This is a genomic window from Cronobacter sp. HA18003 (assembly GCF_011605905.1).
Lineage (GTDB): Bacteria > Pseudomonadota > Gammaproteobacteria > Enterobacterales > Enterobacteriaceae > Cronobacter > Cronobacter sakazakii.
The window spans coordinates 1,434,929-1,457,740 of sequence record NZ_JAANQO010000011.1; the positions used below are offsets into that span (position 1 = coordinate 1,434,929).

23 protein-coding genes and 1 tRNA gene are annotated in these 22,812 nt (G+C 59.1%); 13 read left to right on the forward strand and 11 right to left on the reverse strand.

Going from position 1 to position 22,812, the window contains the following annotated elements; translation table 11 throughout:
- Window positions 1-165: 165 nt before the first annotated feature.
- Window positions 166-4,128 (forward strand): trifunctional transcriptional regulator/proline dehydrogenase/L-glutamate gamma-semialdehyde dehydrogenase, encoded by a 3,963-nt coding sequence (putA, locus tag G6041_RS07970; RefSeq protein WP_012125160.1) that lies wholly within the window; start codon window positions 166-168, stop codon window positions 4,126-4,128.
- Window positions 4,129-4,185: 57 nt separating this feature from the next.
- Here putA and G6041_RS07975 read toward each other — a convergent pair whose 3' ends face one another.
- The 3 genes from G6041_RS07975 to rutR form a co-directional block, all read right to left on the reverse strand.
- Window positions 4,186-4,656: a DUF943 family protein gene (locus G6041_RS07975; RefSeq protein WP_007866662.1), complete on the reverse strand. Its 471-nt coding sequence runs from the start codon at window positions 4,654-4,656 to the stop codon at window positions 4,186-4,188.
- Window positions 4,653-5,495: a DUF3289 family protein gene (locus G6041_RS07980; RefSeq protein ID WP_012125161.1), complete on the reverse strand. Its 843-nt coding sequence runs from the start codon at window positions 5,493-5,495 to the stop codon at window positions 4,653-4,655. Before G6041_RS07980 ends, G6041_RS07975 begins: the two co-directional genes overlap by 4 nt.
- 116 nt (window positions 5,496-5,611) lie before the next feature.
- Complete coding sequence (gene rutR, locus G6041_RS07985; RefSeq protein ID WP_004385396.1) at window positions 5,612-6,250, reverse strand: HTH-type transcriptional regulator RutR; 639 nt, start codon at window positions 6,248-6,250, stop codon at window positions 5,612-5,614.
- Window positions 6,251-6,532: 282 nt separating this feature from the next.
- On the opposite strand from rutR, the gene rutA reads away from it, so the two are divergent.
- Genes rutA through rutG form a run of 7 tightly spaced genes read left to right on the forward strand, consistent with a single transcriptional unit; the run spans window position 6,533 to window position 11,982 of the window.
- Window positions 6,533-7,621, forward strand: a complete 1,089-nt coding sequence (gene rutA, locus G6041_RS07990; RefSeq protein ID WP_004385397.1) for a pyrimidine utilization protein A — start codon at window positions 6,533-6,535, stop codon at window positions 7,619-7,621.
- Entirely contained in the window at window positions 7,621-8,319 is a 699-nt protein-coding gene (rutB, locus tag G6041_RS07995; protein ID WP_012125164.1) for a pyrimidine utilization protein B, read from the forward strand. The genes rutA and rutB overlap by 1 nt, the downstream gene beginning before the upstream one ends.
- A 9-nt stretch (window positions 8,320-8,328) precedes the next feature.
- Window positions 8,329-8,727, forward strand: a complete 399-nt coding sequence (gene rutC / locus G6041_RS08000) for a pyrimidine utilization protein C (RefSeq protein WP_004385399.1) — start codon at window positions 8,329-8,331, stop codon at window positions 8,725-8,727.
- The gene (rutD, locus tag G6041_RS08005) at window positions 8,727-9,530 is read left to right on the forward strand and encodes a pyrimidine utilization protein D (RefSeq protein WP_041460722.1); all 804 of its coding nucleotides are present in this window, start codon (window positions 8,727-8,729) and stop codon (window positions 9,528-9,530) included. The genes rutC and rutD overlap by 1 nt, the downstream gene beginning before the upstream one ends.
- Window positions 9,527-10,117 carry a malonic semialdehyde reductase gene (locus G6041_RS08010; RefSeq protein WP_012125166.1) on the forward strand — a complete coding sequence of 197 codons (591 nt, stop codon included), beginning with the start codon at window positions 9,527-9,529 and terminating at the stop codon, window positions 10,115-10,117. The genes rutD and G6041_RS08010 overlap by 4 nt, the downstream gene beginning before the upstream one ends.
- 9 nt (window positions 10,118-10,126) lie before the next feature.
- A complete protein-coding gene (gene rutF, locus G6041_RS08015) occupies window positions 10,127-10,627 on the forward strand; it encodes an NADH-dependent FMN reductase RutF (RefSeq protein ID WP_012125167.1) in 501 nt (166 codons plus the stop codon).
- A 17-nt stretch (window positions 10,628-10,644) separates the two neighbouring features.
- Entirely contained in the window at window positions 10,645-11,982 is a 1,338-nt protein-coding gene (gene rutG, locus G6041_RS08020; RefSeq protein ID WP_012125168.1) for a pyrimidine utilization transport protein G, read from the forward strand.
- An 84-nt stretch (window positions 11,983-12,066) separates the two neighbouring features.
- On the opposite strand, the gene G6041_RS08025 is transcribed toward rutG, so the two are convergent.
- The gene (locus G6041_RS08025; protein WP_007866642.1) at window positions 12,067-12,240 is read right to left on the reverse strand and encodes a general stress protein; all 174 of its coding nucleotides are present in this window, start codon (window positions 12,238-12,240) and stop codon (window positions 12,067-12,069) included.
- 399 nt (window positions 12,241-12,639) lie between these two features.
- Here G6041_RS08025 and wrbA point away from each other — a divergent pair, with 399 nt between their 5' ends.
- Together wrbA and G6041_RS08035 are read left to right on the forward strand one after the other, a co-directional pair.
- The gene (wrbA, locus tag G6041_RS08030) at window positions 12,640-13,236 is read left to right on the forward strand and encodes an NAD(P)H:quinone oxidoreductase (protein WP_004385404.1); all 597 of its coding nucleotides are present in this window, start codon (window positions 12,640-12,642) and stop codon (window positions 13,234-13,236) included.
- Window positions 13,237-13,261: 25 nt separating this feature from the next.
- Window positions 13,262-13,489, forward strand: a complete 228-nt coding sequence (locus G6041_RS08035) for a YccJ family protein (protein ID WP_004385405.1) — start codon at window positions 13,262-13,264, stop codon at window positions 13,487-13,489.
- 35 nt (window positions 13,490-13,524) lie between these two features.
- Here G6041_RS08035 and blaCSR read toward each other — a convergent pair whose 3' ends face one another.
- Complete coding sequence (gene blaCSR, locus G6041_RS08040) at window positions 13,525-14,412, reverse strand: CSR family subclass B3 metallo-beta-lactamase-like protein (RefSeq protein ID WP_227003067.1); 888 nt, start codon at window positions 14,410-14,412, stop codon at window positions 13,525-13,527.
- Window positions 14,413-14,484: 72 nt separating this feature from the next.
- Between blaCSR and G6041_RS08045 the strand changes: the two genes are divergently transcribed.
- Window positions 14,485-15,387: a LysR family transcriptional regulator gene (locus G6041_RS08045; protein WP_012125172.1), complete on the forward strand. Its 903-nt coding sequence runs from the start codon at window positions 14,485-14,487 to the stop codon at window positions 15,385-15,387.
- Window positions 15,388-15,551: 164 nt separating this feature from the next.
- Here the strand turns inward: G6041_RS08045 and G6041_RS08050 are convergent, their stop codons facing one another.
- From G6041_RS08050 to G6041_RS08070, 5 genes are all read right to left on the reverse strand, one after another.
- Window positions 15,552-16,889, reverse strand: a complete 1,338-nt coding sequence (locus G6041_RS08050; RefSeq protein ID WP_012125173.1) for a VasL domain-containing protein — start codon at window positions 16,887-16,889, stop codon at window positions 15,552-15,554.
- Window positions 16,890-16,912: 23 nt separating this feature from the next.
- Entirely contained in the window at window positions 16,913-17,368 is a 456-nt protein-coding gene (gene tssE, locus G6041_RS08055; RefSeq protein WP_041460723.1) for a type VI secretion system baseplate subunit TssE, read from the reverse strand.
- Window positions 17,369-17,399: 31 nt separating this feature from the next.
- Window positions 17,400-18,986 carry a type VI secretion system protein TssA gene (tssA, locus tag G6041_RS08060; RefSeq protein ID WP_054628762.1) on the reverse strand — a complete coding sequence of 529 codons (1,587 nt, stop codon included), beginning with the start codon at window positions 18,984-18,986 and terminating at the stop codon, window positions 17,400-17,402.
- 297 nt (window positions 18,987-19,283) lie between these two features.
- Window positions 19,284-19,371, reverse strand: a tRNA-Ser gene (locus G6041_RS08065).
- A gap of 157 nt (window positions 19,372-19,528) precedes the next feature.
- Complete coding sequence (locus G6041_RS08070; protein WP_012125176.1) at window positions 19,529-21,154, reverse strand: ABC transporter substrate-binding protein; 1,626 nt, start codon at window positions 21,152-21,154, stop codon at window positions 19,529-19,531.
- 259 nt (window positions 21,155-21,413) lie between these two features.
- Between G6041_RS08070 and yccA the strand changes: the two genes are divergently transcribed.
- Together yccA and tusE are read left to right on the forward strand one after the other, a co-directional pair.
- On the forward strand, window positions 21,414-22,073 hold the full coding sequence (gene yccA / locus G6041_RS08075) for an FtsH protease modulator YccA (RefSeq protein WP_004385411.1): 660 nt from the start codon (window positions 21,414-21,416) through the stop codon (window positions 22,071-22,073).
- 107 nt (window positions 22,074-22,180) lie between these two features.
- Window positions 22,181-22,510, forward strand: a complete 330-nt coding sequence (tusE, locus tag G6041_RS08080) for a sulfurtransferase TusE (RefSeq protein WP_012125177.1) — start codon at window positions 22,181-22,183, stop codon at window positions 22,508-22,510.
- Here tusE and yccX read toward each other — a convergent pair.
- Entirely contained in the window at window positions 22,507-22,788 is a 282-nt protein-coding gene (yccX, locus tag G6041_RS08085) for an acylphosphatase (protein WP_041460549.1), read from the reverse strand. The two genes, tusE and yccX, sit on opposite strands and share 4 nt — an antisense overlap.
- Window positions 22,789-22,812: the final 24 nt, after the last annotated feature.

Here is a 22,812-nt window from a genome sequence, read left to right on the forward strand (position 1 = left end):
ACCGCCCTTTCTTCGGTGCGTCATAGCAATTTCATATTTAACATTTCATTCATTTTTAAGCTTGCTGGCGAGGTCACATTTAACAAGGTTGCACAAAGTTGCAACATGATAGATATTGCCGATCATTCGCCTTTTTTATACAGACCGAGACACAGGAGTAAGGGCATGGGCACCACCACGATGGGGGTCAAGCTGGACGACGCCACCCGCGAGCGCATTAAATCCGCCGCGACGAAAATCGACCGCACGCCGCACTGGCTGATTAAACAGGCCATCTTTAATTATCTGGAACAGCTGGAGAACAGCGACGGCCTGCCGGAGCTGCCTGCGCTGCTGGCGGGCGCGGCGAACGAAAGCGATGAAGTACCAGCGCCAGTGGAAGACACTCACCAGCCGTTCCTTGAATTTGCTGAACAGATCCAGCCGCAGTCCGTCAGCCGTGCGGCCATCACCGCCGCCTGGCGTCGCGCGGAAACCGACGCGGTGCCGATGCTGCTGGAGCAGGCCCGTCTGCCGCAGCCGGTCGCCGAGAAAACCCACCAGCTTGCCTGGAGCCTCGCCGAGAAGCTGCGCAATCAGAAAACCGCCTCCGGCCGCGCCGGTATGGTGCAGAGCCTGTTGCAGGAGTTTTCGCTCTCCTCGCAGGAAGGCGTGGCACTGATGTGCCTTGCCGAAGCGCTGCTGCGTATCCCGGATAAAGCCACGCGTGATGCGCTGATCCGCGACAAAATCAGCAACGGCAACTGGCAGTCGCACATTGGCCGCAGCCCGTCGCTGTTTGTCAACGCCGCCACCTGGGGCCTGCTGTTTACGGGCCGTCTGGTCTCGACGCACAACGAAGCCAGCCTGTCGCGCTCGCTCAACCGTATTATTGGCAAGAGCGGCGAGCCGCTTATCCGTAAAGGCGTGGACATGGCGATGCGGCTTATGGGCGAGCAGTTTGTCACCGGCGAAACCATCGCCGAGGCGCTGGCCAACGCGCGCAAGCTTGAAGAGAAAGGCTTCCGTTACTCCTACGATATGCTGGGCGAAGCGGCGCTCACCGCCGCCGACGCGCAGGCTTATATGGTCTCCTACCAGCAGGCTATTCACGCCATCGGCAAAGCCTCCAACGGGCGCGGCATTTATGAAGGGCCGGGCATTTCAATTAAGCTCTCCGCCCTACACCCGCGCTACAGCCGCGCGCAGTACGACCGCGTGATGGAAGAGCTCTACCCGCGCCTGAAATCCCTGACGCTGCTGGCGCGCCAGTATGACATCGGCATTAATATCGACGCCGAAGAGGCCGACCGCCTGGAAATCTCCCTCGATCTGCTGGAAAAACTCTGCTTTGAGCCGGAGCTGGCGGGCTGGAACGGCATCGGGTTTGTGATTCAGGCGTACCAGAAGCGCTGCCCGTTCGTTATCGATTATCTGATCGATCTCGCCACCCGCAGCCGTCGTCGTCTGATGATCCGTCTGGTGAAAGGCGCTTACTGGGACAGCGAAATCAAGCGCGCCCAGATGGAAGGCCTTGAGGGCTACCCGGTTTACACCCGCAAGGTTTACACCGATATTTCCTACCTCGCCTGCGCGAAGAAACTGCTGGCGGTGCCAAACCTTATCTACCCGCAGTTCGCCACCCACAACGCCCATACGCTGGCGGCTATCTACAATCTGGCGGGCCAGAACTACTACCCCGGCCAGTATGAATTCCAGTGCCTGCATGGCATGGGCGAGCCGCTCTATGAGCAGGTGGTCGGTAAAATCAGCGACGGCAAACTCAACCGTCCGTGCCGTATTTACGCGCCGGTCGGCACCCATGAGACACTGCTGGCCTATCTGGTGCGTCGTCTGCTGGAAAACGGCGCCAACACCTCGTTTGTGAACCGCATCGCCGATAACACGCTTTCGCTTGACGATCTGGTGGCCGACCCGGTCAGCGCGGTCGAACAGCTGGCGGCGCAGGAAGGCCGCGTCGGTCTGCCGCACCCGAAAATCCCGTTACCGCAGGATCTCTATGGCGAAGGGCGCGTCAACTCCGCCGGGCTTGATCTGGCGAACGAACACCGCCTGGCGTCGCTCTCCTCGTCACTGCTCAACAGCGCGCTGCAAAAATGGCGCGCGCTGCCGATGCTGGAAAACGCCGTGGACGATGGCGAACTGGCACCGGTGATCAACCCCGCAGAGCCGCGTGATATCGTCGGTTACGCCCGTGAAGCCACCGAAGCGGAAGTGGCGCAGGCGCTGGAAAGCGCGGTGAACAACGCGCCTATCTGGTTCGCCACGCCGCCGCAGGAGCGCGCCGCCATTCTTGAGCGCGCCGCCGTGCTGATGGAAGACCAGACCCAGACGCTGATTGGCATTCTGGTGCGCGAAGCGGGTAAAACCTTCGCTAACGCTATCGCCGAAGTGCGCGAGGCGGTCGACTTCCTGCGCTATTACGCAGGCCAGGTGCGTGATGATTTCGATAACGAAACCCATCGCCCGCTCGGCCCGGTGGTCTGTATCAGCCCGTGGAACTTCCCGTTGGCTATTTTCACCGGCCAGGTGGCCGCCGCGCTTGCCGCAGGCAACAGCGTGCTGGCGAAACCGGCGGAGCAGACGCCGCTTATCGCCGCTCAGGGCATTCAGATCCTGCTGGAAGCAGGTGTGCCGCAGGGCGTGGTGCAGCTGCTGCCAGGGCGTGGCGAAACTGTCGGCGCGCAGCTGACGGGCGATCCGCGCGTGCGCGGTGTGATGTTCACCGGTTCAACGGAAGTGGCGACGCTGTTGCAGCGCAACATCGCCGACCGTCTTGACCCGCAGGGCCGTCCGACGCCGCTTATCGCGGAAACCGGCGGGCTGAACGCCATGATTGTCGACTCCTCCGCGCTCACGGAACAGGTGGTCGTGGATGTCGTGGCCTCAGCTTTCGACAGCGCCGGCCAGCGCTGCTCGGCGCTGCGCGTGCTCTGTCTTCAGGAAGAGATCGCCGATCACACCCTGACCATGCTGAAAGGCGCGATGGCCGAATGCCGGATGGGCAACCCTGGCCGCCTGACGACCGACATCGGACCGGTTATCGACGCCGACGCCAAAGCCGGTATCGAGCGCCATATCCAGGCGATGCGCGCTAAAGGCCGCAAAGTCTTCCAGGCCGCGCGCGACAACAGCGCTGATGCGCGTGAATGGCAGACCGGCACGTTTGTCATGCCGACGCTGATTGAGCTGGAAAGCTTTGATGAAATGAAAAAAGAGGTCTTCGGCCCGGTGCTGCACGTGGTGCGCTACAACCGCAACAACCTGGCGGGGCTGATTGAGCAGATCAATAAAGCGGGTTACGGCCTGACGCTTGGCGTACACACGCGTATCGATGAAACCATCGCGCAGGTGACTGGCAGCGCGCACGTCGGCAACCTGTATGTGAACCGCAATATGGTCGGCGCCGTAGTCGGCGTGCAGCCGTTTGGTGGTGAAGGGCTTTCCGGCACTGGCCCGAAAGCGGGCGGGCCGCTCTACCTCTACCGCCTGCTGGCGAGCCGTCCGGAAACGGCGGTGCAGACGACGCTTGAGCGTCACGACGCCCGCTACGCCCAGGATGCGCAGGTTAAAGCACTGATTACGCGTCCGCACCAGGCGCTCACCGAATGGGCCGCAGGCCGCCCGGAACTCAAAGCGCTGTGCGAGCACTACCTCGCGCTGTCGCAAAGCGGCGTGCAGCGCACCCTGCCAGGCCCGACCGGCGAGCGCAACACCTACACCCTGCTGCCGCGCGAGCGCGTGCTGTGCCTTGCGGATAACGAGCAGGACCTGCTGGTACAGCTCGCCGCCGCCACCAGCGCGGGCAGCCGCGTACTGTGGGTTGACGAGCCGCTGCAACGCACGCTGGCCAAACAGCTTCCGGCCGCCGTGAACGCGATTATCGACTTCGCCAAACCGGACGTGCTGTTCAGCCAGCGCTTCGATGCGGTGATTTACCACGGTGATTCCGACCAGCTGCGCGCGCTGTGCGAGAAAGTGGCCGCGCGCGACGGCGCGATTGTTTCGGTACAGGGCTTCGCACGCGGGGAAACCAACCTGCTGCTGGAGCGTCTGTGGCTGGAGCGTTCGCTTAGCGTCAACACCGCCGCCGCAGGCGGTAACGCCAGCCTGATGACCATCGGCTGACGGTTAATAAACACGAAAGGCGCCCAAGGGCGCCTTTTTCTTTGGCAAGAGAACGTATTAACGTATATCTCCGGGTTCAATAAGCGGCTGCTTTTGTAGCTCACCATCACGCATCACCTGATATCGATATTTATCAATTAAGAACATCTGTTCGCCCGCACGGTTTTGCGTGACGACCATCAGCAGATTTTTATCGATACAGCGGGCCGGACTTTGTATTTCTTCAAAGCACAACCGATCGGTTTTACCTTCCGGCTGATAACCCTCACCGAAGGCATAGACGAAGTAATCTAACGCGCCGCGTGGATTATCAGTTTTAAGGGAATAGCGCTGAATTAGCCGTTTTTCATTATTGCGCCACCAGGTTATTTTATCGCGATCGCGCCAGGGCAGATTTTCCACAATCACCGCCGCTGTATAAGGATTTTGATACACCGCGATAATGTTTACAGAGTGGTCAGTCATAAACCTGATCATAACGACCGCCACCAGGATAATAATAAGCAGCAAAATGCTCTTTTTTATCATGACAGCCCCCTGCTCAGATTAAAGGTGGCCTCCATATTGGTCATAAAAGGTTTAAAACCAAAGCGGTGGTAATGCTGAAGAACGAACCAAATTCTGAAGAAGAGAAACTGGTTGAATTTAGGGTTTCTGATATCCGTTTCATCAAGTCCAAAATGGTCCTGGCACTGATACTTCACCGTTGCAGACCAGCCATCCTCCTCAACCCGTAGCTGCGTCAGCGTGATTTGCGTGGCATGGATATCATGAACGGTGATGCCAAGCCCGTTAAATCTGTCGGATAAATCATTGAATTTTGGTAAAACAAGCTTGCCAAGCGTATAAGCAAACTGCCCTGTCAGCGCCTGCGGAAAACCTTTATTTATATAATCAACGCCACTGCTAATGATTCTCCTGATAGCCAGTAACGTGCTGTTATGTGTGGTATCTTTCAGGATGCGCTCACGTAGCGCCGCGTTAAGTTTCAAATCCTGAAAATCCGCTCCTTTTTCATGCTGCATATGAGAAAACATGCGATTGATGATTTCCCGGCAATCCCCATACATGGAAAACGGCCAGGAGGTGTTTCGTAATTCATCAAATAACAGCGCGGCGCACTGATCGACGGTCAGAAGGTCACCCCGTCCTGCGCCATAAATACCAGCGAAACGGGATTGCGGATTAGAAAAAGCGGTCATCTTTCTGAGCTGATAAGGATCAACGCGGTCTGAAACATGAGATAAATTAAAACGCTGCTGTAACTGCTCAGCCGTCAAATCTCCTGACTTCATATCCGGTGCCGATTTATCATTAAACTTGCGCTGCGTGCAAAACAGAATAAGCGGAAAACTGACATTACCCATCTGTATAACTCCCTGTTAAAACCAGATCTTTTTCCGCCTTATATTACGCCTCGTCAGGACTAATTCTGCAGAGTCGTTTTCTGTAAAACCTATGCCGGAAACCGACTCCCGTTTTATTACCGTACCCTAATACCTTCAATAATCATCCGCTGGACATTCTCGACGGTGCGGTTAAAAAACGCCTCGTCGGCGAGCGTCGCGCCGGTAACGGCTTCTACCTGGGTGGCGAAATCAGCGTAGTGCTGGGTGGTGGCCCAGATCATAAAAATCAAATGGTGTGGATCGACGGGCGCGAGCTTGCCGCTTGCCACCCAGCCGGTAATGATGGCCGATTTGGTTTCCACCAGCGCTTTTAAATCTCCCTGCAATTCAGCCATCAGGAGCGGCGCGCCCTGCAGCATCTCCAGACAGAACAGCCGCGAGGCCTCGGGAAAATCGCGCGACACCTCAAGCTTTAAACGAATGTATTCGCTGATGGCTGCGAGCGGTTGCAGATCCGCGCGAAAGGCCCGCAGCGGTGCCAGCCAGATATCCAGAATGTGCTTTAGCACGGCGACATACAGCGCCTCTTTGGACGGAAAATAGTAGAGCAGATTGGTTTTGGACACGCCGGAGCGCTCCGCGACCTGTTCAAGCGTCGTGCCATGCAGGCCGAACTGGGAAAACAGCGTCAGGCCAGCGTCCAGTATCGCCTGTTTCTTCGCCGCTACCGCCTTTGACCGCTTGCCGGTCTCTTTTTGCGCGCCTTGTGCCATGCGCCCTCTCCTTTTTGTTTTGCTCAAGCATAGCAAAAGCGCGCTGCAGGCTCGACCTCGCTGCACTTTGATTGCGCAACGCTGCCTGTTTTCTGTGCAACGTTTTTGACCATTCAGTCCGTTTTTTTAATCGCAAAAATGCCACACTTCATCAACACAATGATAACAAAGACATTTTTAAAACTGGCATTCGCTTTGCAAAACCCTCTCTGAGCGCGGCACAGGACGTGCAGGATGCAACGCCACGCGACAGTTCTTTCACCTGCAAAAGAGAGGTTCGTGATGAAAATTGGTGTCTTTGTGCCTATCGGAAATAACGGCTGGCTGATCTCCACCCATGCCCCGCAATACATGCCGACGTTCGAGCTGAATAAAGCTATTGTGCAGAAAGCCGAGCAGCAGCAGTTCGACTTCGCGCTCTCAATGATTAAGCTGCGCGGCTTCGGCGGAAAGACCGAATTCTGGGATCACAATCTGGAGTCGTTCACCTTAATGGCGGGCCTCGCCGCTGTGACCTCGCGTATACAGATTTACGCCACCGCCGCCACGCTCACCCTGCCGCCCGCGATTGTGGCGCGCATGGCGTCAACTATCGACTCCATCTCCGGCGGACGGTTTGGCGTGAATCTGGTGACCGGCTGGCAGAAGCCGGAGTATGAACAGATGGGCCTGTGGCCGGGCGATGACTACTTCTCACGCCGCTACGACTACCTCACTGAGTATGTCCATGTGCTGCGCGACCTCTGGGACACTGGACGGAGCGATTTCAAAGGCGACTACTTCACGATGAACGACTGCCGCGTCAGCCCGCGCCCGCAGCAGCCGATGAAAGTGATCTGCGCCGGCCAGAGCGACGCGGGTATGGCGTTTTCCGCACAGCACGCCGACTACAACTTCTGCTTTGGCAAGGGCGTCAACACGCCCGCCGCGTTCGCCCCGACCGCCGCGCGCATGAAAGCGGCGGCCGAAAAAGCCGGGCGCGACGTGGGCTCTTACGTGCTCTTTATGGTGATCGCCGATGAGACCGACGAAGCGGCACGCGCCAAATGGGAGCACTACAAAGCCGGTGCCGATGAAGAGGCGCTGTCGTGGCTCACCGAGCAGAGCCAGAAAGATACCCGCTCCGGCGCGGATACCAACGTGCGTCAGATGGCGGACCCGACCTCGGCGGTCAACATTAATATGGGTACGCTGGTCGGCTCTTACGCGAGCGTCGCACGGATGCTGGATGAAGTCGCCGCCGTGCCGGGCACCGAAGGCGTGCTGCTGACGTTCGACGACTTCCTGACCGGTATCGACGCCTTTGGCGAACATATTCAGCCGTTGATGCGCTGTCGCGATCATCTGCGCGTGACGCAGGAGGTGGCCTGATGAATACGATAACGCTGACGGCGCGCCCCGAGGCGCTTACCTTCGCGCCGGAACAGAGCGCGCTGATTGTGGTGGATATGCAAAACGCCTACGCAAGCCAGGGCGGCTATCTGGATCTGGCGGGGTTTGACGTCTCGTCCACCGCGCCGGTGATAGAGAACATCAAAACCGCTGTGGCGGCCGCACGCGAGGCGGGCATGACTATCGTCTGGTTCCAGAACGGCTGGGACAGCGACTATCTCGAAGCGGGCGGCCCCGGCTCGCCAAACTTCCACAAATCGAACGCGCTGAAAACCATGCGCCGCTGTCCGGAGCTGCACGGCAAGCTGCTGGCGAAAGGCGGCTGGGACTATCAGCTGGTGGATGAACTGACGCCGCTTCCCGGCGATATCGTGCTGCCGAAACCGCGCTACAGCGGCTTTTTCAACACGCCGCTCGATAGCATGCTGCGCGCGCGCAATATCCGCCATCTGGTCTTTACCGGCATCGCCACTAATGTCTGCGTGGAATCGACGCTGCGCGACGGTTTTTTCCTGGAATATTTCGGCGTGGTGCTGGAAGACGCCACGCACCAGGCCGGGCCGCCGTTCGCCCAGCAGGCGGCGCTGTTTAATATCGAAACCTTTTTCGGCTGGGTGAGCGACGTGCAGAGCTTCTGCGACGCGCTCTCACCAGAAGCCCTCGCCCGCATCGCGTAAGGAGTCGTTATGCCAAAACAGGTCATTATTCCGCCCGGCACCAGCACGCCCATCGCGCCCTTTGTGCCCGGCACGCTCGCAGACGGCGTGGTCTATGTCTCCGGCACGCTGCCTTTTGATAGCGCCAACAATGTGGTGTATCCCGGCGACCCAAAGGCGCAAACCCGCCATGTGCTGGAGACGATTCGGCGCGTTATCGAAACGGCGGGCGGGACGATGGAGGACGTGACGTTCAACTCGATCTTTATTACCGACTGGAAAAACTACGCCGCGATTAACGAGATATACGCGGAGTTTTTCCCCGGTGATAAACCGGCGCGCTTTTGTATTCAGTGCGGGCTGGTGAAACCGGAGGCGCTGGTGGAGATAGCGACGGTCGCCCATATCGGACAGCCGGGAGGCGCATGATGAAACTGCGTGTAAGCGAAGCGCCCTTTCCCGGCGCGCCGGTGATGGTGATGATAGCGGGCCTCGGCGGGCTTGGCGGTTACTGGCTGGCGCAGCAGAGCGCGCTGAGTCGCGATTATCAGGTGGTGGTGTATGACCAGCGCGGCACCGGCGATAACGCCGATACGCTGCCGGAGGGCTATACGCTCGCCGATATGGCGCAGGAGCTGCACCGCGCGCTGTTAATCCACGGCGTGCATCGCTATGCGGTGCTTGGCCACGCGCTTGGCGGGCTGGTGGGTCTTGAACTGGCGCTGGCGTTTCCGGAGGCGGTGAGCGCGCTGGTTATCGTTAACGGCTGGCTGTCACTCAGCGCCTGGACGCGCCGCTGCTTTGAAGCCCGCGAGCGGCTGCTGCTCGACAGCGGCCCTGCAGCGTATATCGCCGCGCAACCGCTGTTTCTCTACCCGCCGTCGTGGGCGCAGGAGAATCAGCCGCGCCTCGAAGCCGAAGAAGCGCTGCATAACGCCCATTTTCAGGGCACCGAAAACCTGCTGCGCAGGCTGTGGGCGCTGAAAAACGCCGATTATCGCGAGCGCGCCGCGCGCGTTATCACGCCGGTTCAGATTATCTGCGCACGCGATGACATGCTGGTGCCGTGGACCTGTTCGCAGGCGCTGCACGAGGCGTTGCCCCACAGCCGTCTTGACGTGATGGACTTCGGCGGCCACGCCTGCAACGTCACCGCGCCCCAGCCGTTTCATTCTCTGCTTTATGCCGGGCTGGCATCACTTGCGCCCGCGCCCCACAAGGAGACCGTATGAGCGAAGCTCTGAGCGCCAGCGCGCTCGCCACGTTATTTATCGACGCCCGCACCCACAGCGCCTGGCGTGAGACACCCGTCAGCGACGCGCAGTTGCGCGATCTCTATGAAATGGTGCGCCTCGGCCCGACCTCCGCCAACTGCTCGCCGGGACGGCTGCTGTTTGTCACCACGCCGCAGGCCAAAGCCCGCCTGAAACCCGCGCTCTCCAGCGGCAACGTTGAGAAAACCATGCAGGCACCGGTGACCGCCATCGTCGCCTGGGACAGTGAATTTTACGAGGCGCTGCCGACGCTGTTTCCCTATGCCGACGCCCGCGCCTGGTTCACCTCCAGCCCGGCGGTGGCTGAGGAGACCGCGTTTCGCAATAGCTCGCTCCAGGCCGGTTATCTGATTATGGCCTGCCGGGCGCTGGGCCTCGATACCGGCCCGATGTCCGGCTTTGACCGCGCGGCGGTGGACGCCGAATTCTTCAGCGGCACCCCGTGGAAGAGCAACCTGCTTATCAATATCGGCTATGGCGATAGCGAAAAACTGCATCCGCGCCTGCCGCGTCTCGCCTTTGAAGACGCCTGCGCGATCGTTTAAGGAGGGGTTATGAGTGAACAACAGGCTTTTCGCGATGCAATGTCCCGCCTCGGCGCGGCGGTGAATATTGTGACTACCGACGGCCCGGCGGGCATGGCGGGCTTTACCGCCTCGGCGGTGTGCAGCGTGACGGACAGCCCACCGACGCTGCTGGTGTGTCTGAACCGCAACGCCTCCGTCTGGCCGGTGTTTCAGGCCAACGGGCAGTTGTGCGTCAACACGCTCGCCGCCGGGCACGAGGCGCTCTCTGGGCTCTTCGGCGGTAAAACGCCGATGGAAGAGCGCTTCGCCGCCGCTCGCTGGCGTCGCGGCGTCACCGGCTCTCCGCAACTCGACGGCGCGGTGGTCTCCTTTGACTGCCGGGTGGAACAGGTGGTGCCGGTCTCCACTCACGACGTGCTGCTGTGCCGGGTGCTGGAAATCTCACGTAATGACGATACGCACGGGCTGGTCTGGTTTGACCGGCGTTATCACGCCCTTTCGCGCCCCGTCTGCGGGCTCGCCTCTTAGCTCCACAGGAGATACCTATGGCCAATTCCTGGTTTCCTCACTGGCGTAAACCTGCCGGCCCAGCGGGCGGCGTGGTCGCCCCGGACGAAACGCTCTCCGCCGGCCAGACGCTGGTCATGGGCGTGCAGCACGCGGTGGCGATGTTTGGCGCGACGGTACTGATGCCGCTTTTAATGGGGCTCGACCCGAATTTGTCGATTCTGATGTCCGGCATCGGCACGCTGCTGTTTTTTGTGATTACCGGCGGACGGGTGCCGAGCTATCTCGGCTCCAGCGCCGCTTTCGTGGGGGTGGTGATCGCCGCGACCGGCTTTAACGGCCAGGGGCTGAATCCGAATATGAGCGTGGCGCTGGGCGGGATTATCGCCTGCGGTTTGTTGTATACGCTTATCGGCGTGGTGGTGATGAAATCGGGCACGCGCTGGATAGAACGGCTGATGCCGCCGGTCGTCACCGGGGCCGTCGTGATGGCGATTGGGCTTAATCTCGCGCCGATTGCGGTTAAAAGCGTCTCCGCCAGCGGCTTTGACGGCTGGATGGCGGTAATGACCGTGCTCTGTATTGGCCTCGTGGCGGTGTTTACGCGCGGCATGGTGCAGCGGCTGCTGATTCTGATGGGGCTTATCGCCGCCTGGGCGCTGTATGCGCTGTTCACCAATGTACTGGGCTTCGGCAAGCCGGTGGATTTTACGCCGGTGGCGCAGGCCGCGTGGTTCGGGCTGCCCCACTTCGCCGCGCCCACGTTTAACGTGCAGGCCATCATGCTGATTGCGCCGGTCGCCGTGATTCTGGTGGCGGAAAACCTCGGGCATCTGAAAGCGGTCGCGGGCATGACGGGGCGCAATATGGACCCGTATATGGGGCGCGCGTTTGTCGGCGACGGGCTGGCGACGATGCTTTCCGGCGCGGTGGGCGGCAGCGGCGTGACCACCTATGCGGAGAATATCGGCGTGATGGCGGTGACGAAAGTCTACTCGACGCTGGTCTTTGTGGCGGCGGCGGTCATCGCGCTGCTGCTCGGCTTCTCGCCGAAATTTGGCGCGCTGATCCACACCATTCCAGCGCCGGTCATCGGCGGCGCGTCGATTGTGGTGTTCGGGCTGATTGCGGTTGCGGGCGCGCGTATCTGGGTGCAGAACCATGTGGATCTGAGCCAGAACGGCAATCTGATTATGGTGGCGGTAACGCTGGTGCTGGGCGCGGGTGATTTTGCGCTCACGGTAGGCGGCTTTACGCTTGGCGGCATCGGCACCGCGACCTTTGGAGCGATTGCGCTCAATGCGCTGTTAAGCCGCAAACAGGCTCAGACGCCGGAGCCGGTACTTGCGCCACAGGAGCCGCCCCCGCAGGCATAAAAAAACCGCCGGGAATGCCCGGCGGTCAGGGGTGCTATTAACCTTTGACGTACATGGGATGGTTAATAACGGTCATGCGTGGCGCTAGCTACGGCCGCCGCCATGACTGTTTTTACCCCCTTTTTTCCCGGCTTCGGAGGCGCGTTGCGGGTCATTTTTAAAGTTCCCGCCGCTGTGCTGGCCACCTTTACGACCTGCTTCTGATGCTCTGTCACGATCTTCTGCGAAATTACCTGAACCACCACGATGGTTTGCCATTTCTGACCTCCAGATTGTGTGAATCATTAGACATCATACTGCATTCAGTAAAAGAGGATTCTTTCACCTCACGGCACTGGCCGGAGCCGTTATCGTTGCCGCGTGATTAAAAGCTTAGCCAGGGTGCCCGACCTCGCCACTTTTCGGAAACATTTAGCAACATCAATCTGGCGTTTCGCCCGTAAAACTGACGGAACGATTGATAAGACGTTCTTATGATTGAAAAATTTCAGCGCTTAAAAAATGTGATCTGATGCTACAAACACCCCATTCATAGATAAACTCTTATTTTTAAAGATTTTTTAGCTGCCGGTTTGCACTCTGCCATCAGGGGCATATGCTTTATAGATGAGCGCAGCGATAACGGCTGTGGCAACCACTGATACAGGAGCAAGGCTGATGGCGAAAGTTCTGGTGCTTTATTATTCCATGTATGGGCATGTCGAAACGCTGGCGCACGCAGTGGCGGAAGGCGTCGAAAAGGTTCAGGGCGCGGAAGTGACGATTAAGCGCGTGCCGGAAACTATGCAGGCGGAAGCCTTCGCGAAAGCGGGCGGGAAAACGCAAAATGCGCCGGTCGCCACGCCGCAGGAGCTCGCCGATTACGACGCGATTATCGTCGGAACCCCGACCCGTTTCGGCAATATGTCTGGCCAGATGCGTACCTTCTTTGACCAGACCGGCGGCCTGTGGGCCTCCGGCGCGCTGTACGGCAAACTGGCGAGCGTGTTTAGCTCAACCGGTACGGGCGGTGGTCAGGAGCACACGATCTCCTCCACATGGACTACGCTTGCTCATCATGGAATGATCATTGTGCCTATCGGTTACGGGGCGCAGGAGCTGTTTGATATTTCCACGGTTCGCGGCGGAACGCCTTACGGCGCGACCACCATCGCAGGCGGCGACGGTTCACGCCAGCCAAGCCAGGAAGAACTGGCGATCGCCCGCTATCAGGGCGAATACGTGGCGGGCCTCGCCGTCAAAATGAAAGGCTAACTCACTCACTTCACCGGAGGAAAGCATGCCAACACAAGAATCGAAAACCCATCACGTGGGGGAATGGGCCAGCCTGCGTAATACGTCCCCTGAGATCGCCGAAGCGATTTTTGAAGTGGCCGATTATGACGAGGTGATGGCCGAGAAAATCTGGGAAGAAGGCAGCGACGAAGTGCTCATTCGCGCCTTTAAGAAAACCGATAAAGATTCGCTCTTCTGGGGCGAACAGACGATCGAACGTAAAAACGTCTGACGCTTCGGCCCTCTGCGCACGCAGAGGGCTTCTTTTTATGGCTGCGCGCGCTGCGCTGCCAGCTGTTTCTCAAAAGCCGCCCGCGACTGCGCCACATACTGCGCCAGCCCTGCCTTATCGATAAACGCGTTATTCTCTCCCCTCGCCTTGCGCGCCATTTTATCCATCAGGCCAAAACGCTCGCCTTTGTTGGCAAGAAAGATATCCACCTGTTGCGCCTCAAGCCGCGCAAAACTGCGACGGATATCTTCCACCAGTGTCGGATAGTTGCGGTTGTTGATAAGCGGATACCCCGGCGTCGCGAGGCTGTCGGCATAGATAAGCGTTTTGCCGTCAGCGAGTGTGACTTTCCATGAGGTCGCTCCCGGAAGATGGCCTGGCGTGAAAATGGCCGCAAGCGTCACGCCGCCCAGATGCCACTGCTGCCCGTCCTGCGCTTCCATATCCACCGACACTGGCGGGAACGGCAGCGCGTCGCCCAGCGCGAAATCCTCTTTACCACCGCGCGCCATCTGCTCTGCATTGGCGTGGCTTGCGATAACGCGCGCGCCGCTCCACGCTTTAAGCCTCGCGATGCCGCCCGCCTGATCGAGCCGCGCATGGCTGTTCGCGATGTAGCGAATATCGGCCATGCGAAAACCGAGCGCTTCAATGTTGCGCCTGATTTGCGGCGCGCTGGCATCAAGGCCCGCGTCAATCAGAATGTGGCCCTGCGGCGTGGTAAGCAGCACCGACGAGAGGTTTTCGGTGCCGACGTACCAGACGCCAGGCCAGATGGCAAAGGGCTGAACGGGCTTCGCCCAGGCTTCAAAAAGGGAATACGGCGGTGCCTCGGCGAGCGGCTGGGCAGGATCGAGCGCGGCATGCGCGGGTACAGAGAGCAGTGACATCAGACAAGAAAAAAGTGCGATACGGGGTTTCATTATCATCTCCTGAATAAGGAGACGCAGTATAATCAGCGCCTTTTTAATGCGGCTCAATTGGAATGACATCTGATGAATATCCTGCAACTGGATATGAACCTGTTGAAAGTGCTCTATGTGATGCTACAGACGGGTACGACCGGCGAGACGGCGCAGCGGCTCAATATTACGCCTTCGGCCGTGAGCCACGCGCTCTCGCGCCTGCGTGAAGCGCTGGGCGATCCGCTGTTTCGCCGTGAAGGCAACCGCCAGCATCCGACGCCTTTTGCGCAGGCGCTGCGCGATAAACTGGTGCCGCTGTTCGTTTCGCTGAATGAAGAGATGTTCGGCGAGCCGCAGCCGCACGAGCGGCGTTTTCGGGTGGTGGTGCCGCCCGCACTCAATACGCTGCTCGCCCCTGTTCTTGCGCAAAAAGCGCATCAGGCGCAGGCGAGCGTCGAGTGCGTGGCGTTCGAGCGGCGCGCCTGGCGCGACGAGCTGGTGGATGGGTCGATTGATCTGCTGCTGGCGGTGGGCGATCACCAGAAGCAGCTTAGCGCGCTGCACTATGAGCGCGTCGGGCAGACGCGGCTGGTTATCCTTTATGGCCCGCCGCTTCGCCCTGCGCTTGCCGGGAAAAACAGCCTGACGCTCGCGGGGCTGTGCGACTATCCGCACGCCTATTGCCACCCATGGCCACAGCCAGAAAACGAGCTGGATCGCCAGCTGGCGCGCAGTGGCCTGACGCGGCGGCTGGGGTTTATCGGCACCGATTACGCCCAGCTTCCCGGCGCGCTGCGCGAAGCGCCGCTACTGGCGGTGGTGCCCTGGCCATGGTTTGCCACGCTCAAAGATAACGCACAGCTCTCGATTCTGGAGCTCGACGATGAAAAAGCGCTCGGCAGTCTTTTTTTGCAGTACCGCACCTCGACGGTGCCATGGAAAAAGCGTCTGATAAGCGCGGTACGTCAGGCGCTAACGCCCTGGTATCATTGAGAATCTTCTCAAATGCACTGAGGGAGCCTCAAGGCTGGCTACACTGGATTCATGTACTCATTACTCCTGAGATACATGCTCGATGTGAATCCCCTGATACTGTTATTTCCTGCCCGATGGGCAGGATTTTTTTTATCTATTGCAGGGAGAATGAAAACGGGGCGCTAAGGCGTGGTGGCATCAGGTGACGGCGGTGTCAGCAGCACATAGCGATAGAGAAGCTGATTAAGCCGGGTGGCGGTTTCCTGACGCAGCGCACCAGACTCAACGCCCTGCTGGCGCTGCTCTGCCATCTGACGCAGCAACTCCTCCGCAGGCGGCATGGCGGCAAACGCCTGGTGAATATTAAACACCATCGTTTTAAGCTCACTGCCGGTCAGGTATTTCCCCCGCCGCTCATCCAGCGCGTTGAGCCGCGCGGTCAATTCGTCAAGCTGCGTCATGCCACGGCGCCAGCCATCCAGATTTTGCAGCGGCAGCGCCGCGGCGCTCATCTGCTGGCGCCATTCGCGGGTCAGCGTTTGTACCTGGGCGTGCTGAGGCAAAAGTTGGCCCGCCTGGCGCACCAGCTCACAGGCAAAACGGATATTGCGATCGGGCGGCAGCGTTGCCAGCCACCCCAGACGCTGGCGCGTTTGCGTCAGGACCAGAGCAGGATCAATCTGGCGCGCCTGTTCCGGTGTGATGGTGGCACTGTCTGCCATCTGCGGCCACGCGCGAAGCGACGCCGCAATCCGCGCCTGCACTGGATTGGGGCGGTGATACGCCTGCCAGCCCATCAACACGGCGCTGCCCGCCACCAGCATAGTGAGCATACCGGCGATGAACGGCTTCAGGCTACGGCGCGTTAGCATGTGAGCCGATGCCACGTCTGGCGCAGGCACGCTGGCCGGAACATACACCCGGCGGATATCATCATCCGTCTGCGGATCGTTAACCGTCACCGCGCGCTCCTTCAGCTTCACTTCACTCTGCCCCGCGTCATTTTCCAGCCGCGCCGCTGCGTTTTGCAGATGCAGACGCAGCGCGTCCATCTGACTGACATGCTTAAGCTCAAGGCGCTCCAGCACCGTGATAATACGTGTCAGGTGCTGCTCCGCCTGATAGAGCGCGCCGAGATCCGCATAACGCAACGAGAAAGTGCGCAGCGTCTGCTGCACACGCTGGCTGAGGCCGCTTAAAATCTCCATTCGCGCGTGTACCGGCTGCGGCCACAGGTTGCCCCACTGGCGCGAGATGAGCGCCTCGAGGATCGCCAGCCCTTCGTTAAGGCCGGGCAACCCCAGCAAGCGCAGACGCGCCTGCGTATACCAGGCGGCGGTTTGCAGCTCGACGCCATTGCGCTCAAAGAGCGAGAGCGACAGCTGTTCGACCCGCCGCCAGTCGACATCCGGGCGCGCCGGGTGCGTGAGTTTGCCGAGCTCTTCGCGAAGCGCGGCGTAGTCCGGCAGCAGGCGCGGATCGCCGCCGGTTTTCAGATGACGTTCAGTGGACGTGTCCATAATATCCCTGTCCTGAAGGCCGCTCAGATCGCGGCGCGGTTATCCATAAACTGCTGTTGTTTGAGGTGGCGGATCAGCACCCGCCCTTCTGGCATAAACGCCGTGCCGTAGCGCACCAGCCCCACGCCTTTCAGCTCGGCGTCGATGGCATAGCGCAGCTCGCCGGGAAGGGATTGCGGGAGCATCACAACGTTGATCCGTTTCAGACGCGGCTCATATTTCAGCAATACGGCAGAGAGCGCGCTGATGAGTTCATGGGCGGTGCCGGGCATCCCCTGAAGAATTTTGGTCAGATCCGGCAGGCCGTAATCCGGCAGATGTTTGAGGCTACCGGCGCGGGTATTGAGAATGCGCTGCATGTTATCGAGCACCGACAAAATGACCTGATTTTCTTCGCTGACGGCATCCAGCGGCAGGCCGCCTTCGAAATTGCCGTAGAGTATTTCATAGAGCGATGGCGAGAGAGGGGTTTCGGGCATCATTTTCTCCTTCCTTGAATAAGGTGATGACTTAGCTGCACAACACGGCGGCGCGCGCCGGATCGATGGCGATAAGTGACGCCAGCAGCTGTTCCATATCAGTTTGCAGGCGCGCTTTCTCCGCGTCGCTACGCCCGGCTTTCATACGCAGCAACCGCAGCCGTCTGGCACCCACTTCAAAAAGCAGCGCCGGCTCCCATTGTGCAAGCGTCATTTGCGACGCGCCCGCGTCCAGCGCGGCAAGCAGATGCAGCGCCAGATCGTTTTTGCCGTATTGCTCCGCCAGACGCGCCATCAGCAGGCGCAAAAGCCAGCGCTGGCGCGGTGTGGTGAGCGCGGGCCGGGTCTGTAGCCAGCCGAGTGCTGCGTCAATACCGTCGCTGTCGGCGAGCGCGACGGCTTCCGGCTCCAGTTGCAGTACCTCGTCATCGGCGGCGCTGCCAGCGTCCACAACGTGCGCTGCGTCAGGGCCGGAGGTATTCTCGCGCACCTGCTGCGCGATCCAGTGTTGCGTTACCTCATCGGCAAACGGCGTGCCGTCGCTAAACGCCAGCGTCTCAAGGCCGGGCAGCCGGTTTAACAGCCCGTTCAGATCAGCGCGAATGATACCTGCCAGCGTCTCCTTACCAGACCTCTGCAGCGCTTCGTGAAGATACCACTGCAAATCGAGCCACAGATGGCTGGCACCGCGCGCAAAGAGGCTGTCGGCCTGCTCCAGCAGCTCAAGCCAGCTCTGCTGAAGCCAGAGCCTTTTCAACAATGCGCGCTGGTCGGCCTTCGGGGGTTCTATGCGGGTGCGTCCGTCGCCTGCGAGTGGCGGCAACTGGTGAAGGGTGTCGTGACGCAGGCTTTTCATCATGCGGTGGGCGGCAAGCCAGCCGTCAGGCTGATTACGCAGGTAGTCGGCAAGCTGACGGGCCTGATCCAGCAGATCGCGCCCGGACGTAATTGCGCTGATAATAGGCGCAGCCGTGGGCTGCGACGCGTTGCTGTCGCTGGTGGTTTGCGGCACCACCGCATCCACGCCGCCCGCTTTCATCAGCCGCGCTTCCAGCGTGCCGTAAAGCGCGCTTAATGACGGGCGCGCGGAAGGCTCCTCCTGCGCCAGCGCCTGCTCAATCAGCATCAGCGCGCCCGCGGTGCGCCGGGCGTCATCGCGCGTCACTTCCGGGTAAAGCGACAGGCTGTCGAGCACGCGCGAGCCCGCAAGCCACTCCAGCGCCGCCTGACGGCTGCGCGCGCGCTGCGGGTGCAGCGCCGTGCCAAAACGCGCAAGCAGCGCGGCGAGCAGTTCCAGCCCTTCGGCAAAACCAGCCTCGCCCTCCTGGTGCAGCCGCGACCATGCATAATAGGTGGCGACACGAATATCTTTCGATGCCGTGGTCAGCACTTTTTCTGCCAGCTCGCCGATAAGCGTGAGATCGGCACCGGAAAGCTTATTCACCTCCTCGCGGATCTGCTGGAAATCGTCGTCATACCCCGGATCGTCCCCGGTGGGGGCCGTGGCGATGATGGGTTGAAGCCATTTTTCCCAGAGCGCGAGACGCGCCTGCGCCTGGGCGGCCAGCTCATCTGTCTGCGCTTGACAACTTTCCAGCACTGTCTGCAGCGATGCCATTGTTTCTCTCCCTGAAACGAAACCGCCAGCTCCGCCACAAGACGGGAAGCATTTATTTAACAGCGGGTTAAAGCGCAGATGCTACGCACGCAAGAGACATTCACAAGCAATGGGCAACGGGCAGATGTAAACAGAGTTTACGCATCAGGAGAGGTGTTCAGCGGCGAGGCGCTGGCTGCATGCCACAGGAATGTTGCCTTCAGTAACAAACTTACTGCAAGCGTTTAAGGAAAGACTGATGGCGCATGAGAGGTAAAACGAAAAAGGGGACGCCTTTCGGCATCCCCTTAAATTGGTTGGCGGAAGCGCAGAGATTCGAACTCTGGAACCCTTTCGGGTCGCCGGTTTTCAAGACCGGTGCCTTCAACCGCTCGGCCACACTTCCGCAATGACGCGAACTATAAACATCCCCCTGCGCCGTGTAAAGCCCGAACGTGTTCGATTGCCTTAAAAACAGCCAAAAGCGCGCTAATTGACTGAAATACCGGCACAACGATCACAAATACAGCAGCATTACGGGCAATAACGGCGTCGCGCTCCGGTTAATGTTTTTTGATGTACATATCTTTTGTGTAGTAGAAGCCCAGGTTATTGGAGTAAAAACCGCCAACCCAGGGTTTCACCATATGGGTACGCACGTAGTGATAGACCGGAATCGCAGGCACATCCTGAGCCAGGATCGTTTCCGCCTGCTGATAATATTTCCCGCGTTCGGTGGCATCAGCGGCTTTTGAAGCGTTCGTCAGGACCTCGTCATACGCTTTATTGGTATAGCGCGAGGTGTTCTGGCTGTCGCCGGTGCGGTAGTTATTCAGAAAGGTCGAGGCGTCGTCGTAATCGGCGTTCCAGGCGTAGCGCACCACGTCAAAATTGCCGGTGTGTTTGCTATCCAGCATGGTTTTCCACTCCTGGTTTTGAAGCTTTACCACCACGCCGAGATTTTTCTGCCACATGGAGCTTGCCGCGATGGCGATGCGCTGGTGCGATTCCAAAGTGTTATAAAGCAGATTAAACGTGAGCGGATGCTGCGCATTGAAGCCTGCCTCCTCCAGCAGTTTTTTCGCCTCGCTGACGCGTTTTTCCAGCGGCCAGCTGGCGTACTCCGGCGGCGCAATTTTCACGCCGCCAATTTCAGGCTGGCTGACCACCCACGCCGGACGCTGCCCCTGCGCCAGCACTTTTTGGGCGATGATGTCTTTGTCGAGCGCCATGTTGAGCGCGCGGCGCACGCGCGGATCGTTAAACGGCGGTTTGCTGGTGTTAAATTCGTAGTAATATGTTGCCAGCAGTGGGGAGACATTAACCTGATCGGGCAGCGTTTTTTTCAACTGCGCGAATTGATTGAGCGGCACGGTACTGGTGATGTCAATTTCGCCCGCTTTATAGCGATTCAGATCCGCTGTTTCAGCGGCGATCGGCAGATAAGTCACTTTATTAATGACGGTCTCTTTGTCGTTCCAGTAGCGTTTATTACGCTCGGCCACGATCTTTTCATTTACCACCCAGTCGGTGACCTTATACGCCCCGCTGCAGACGAAATGCTCCGGGCGCGCCCATTTATCGCCGAAACGCTCAACGGCGGTTTTATCGATGGGCACCAGCGACGGGTGCGCCAGCATCGACAGGAACGCCGCGGTGGGCTGCGTCAGCGTCACCTGAATGGTATTGTCATCCAGCGCCTTCACGCCCAGCGTGTCGGTCGGCTTTTTGCCGTTGGCGATGTCAGCAGCGTTTTCAATATTCATGTTGCCCGGAAAGCTGGCATAAGGAGAGACGGTTTTCGGGTCGACCAGACGCCGCCAGCTCCAGACCACATCTTCCGCCGTGATAGGCTCGCCGTCAGACCAGGTCACACCCTTGCGCAGATGAAACGTCCAGACGGTGTTGTCTTTATTTTCCCAGCTTTCTGCGAGCCGCGGTTCAATCGAGCCATCTTTACGCACCGCCACCAGCCCTTCAAAAACGTCGCTGATGATGTTGAATTCAACGTCGCTCTCCACTTTATGCGGATCGAGCGAGGCAGGCTCGCTGCCGTTGTTGCGCACCAGTTCCTGTTTTGCCGCCAGCTCAACGCCTGCCGGCACCTGCGCCGCATACGCCGTCGCGCATGCGCCGGAAATGACGGCGGCGATGAGAGAAAAAGTCAGAGCCTTATGATTCACTTTCATTTTCCACGCCTTGTGTGTTGTTGTGATGTGTCGTTAACACTGATAGTCGCGCGCCGGGTTTCATGCAACGGTTTTACGTCATATATAAGAGGGGGATCTGAAAGCGCGTCGGGGCAGCCCGGTTTTTATGATATAAACGCCTTTTCTGAGTCCTTGTTTTTAGAGAAATAAAGCAGCGTAAAGATGGGTAAAAGGGCTTTTCCCGTTGCGTGCTACCTTCTATGCTCGGAAACTAAACACCTGTAATGAGAGACTACTCATGGATCGCTTAATTACCTCTGCGCGCGACAGACAGTCGCTGCTTAGCACCCATAAGGTTCTGCGTAACACCTATTTTATGCTGAGCCTGACGCTGGCGTTTTCCGCGATCACCGCGACCGCCAGTACCGTATTCGCACTGCCATCGCCGGGTTTGATTCTGACGCTGGTCGGTATGTACGGCCTGATGTTCCTGACCTACCGCCTGGCCGATAAACCGAGCGGCATCCTGGCAGCGTTCGCCTTCACCGGCTTTCTGGGCTACATTCTGGGGCCGATGCTGAATGCCTATCTGTCTGCCGGTATGGGCGATGTCATCGCACTCGCGCTTGGCGGTACCGCGCTGGTGTTCTTCTGCTGCTCCGCCTACGTGTTGACCACCCGTAAAGATATGTCCTTCCTGGGCGGTATGCTGATGGCGGGCGTGGTGGTTGTGCTGATCGGCATGGTGGCGAACATCTTCCTGCAGCTTCCTGCGCTGCACCTGGCGATTAGCGCCGTGTTTATTCTGCTCTCTTCGGGCGCCATCCTGTTTGAAACCAGCAATATCATCCACGGCGGCGAAACCAACTACATTCGCGCGACCGTCAGCCTGTATGTGTCGCTCTACAACATCTTCGTGAGCCTGCTGAGCATTCTGGGCTTCGCGAGCCGCGACTAACGGTTAACCGAAACTGCGCTTAAGCCCCGCCCCGTGCGGGGCTTTGTTTTTTCTGGCGGCGGGAATTTGCTACACTGCGCGCTGTGTGAATCAGGGCAAAAATGCGTATGTTAACGTTTGAAGGTAAAGAGTTTGAAACCGACGCCGAGGGCTATCTGAAAGTCTTCGACGCCTGGAGCGACGGCCTGGCGGAAGTGATTGCCGAAAAAGAAGGCATCACGCTCACGCCAGAGCACTGGGAAGTGGTGCGCTTCGTGCGCGAGTTTTATATCGAATTTAATACATCGCCGGCTATTCGCATGCTGGTCAAAGCGATGGCGTCGAAATTTGGCGAAGAGAAAGGCAACAGCCGTTATCTCTATCGCCTCTTCCCGAAAGGCCCGGCGAAACAAGCCACTAAAATCGCGGGTCTGCCGAAACCCGTGAAGTGCATTTAATAGCGAATACGGAAATCCTGGTAATCTTCAGTGGGCGAATGCGGCTCGGTCAGCACCTTTTCCACATGGGCGCTGCGCGGCCCGCCCGCTTTCAGCCAGGCGATTAACTTCTCCACCTGCTCGGCCTCGCCGCAGGCCAGCACCTCCACGCTGCCGTCGTCCAGATTACGCGCATAGCCGGTCAGACCCAGCCGCGTCGCTTCATGCTGCGTGGTGTAGCGAAACCCGACGCCCTGTACCCGGCCATGTACCCAGGCCATTGTGCATTGTTGTGCCATAGCGGTTCTCCTTTGCGGTAGCGT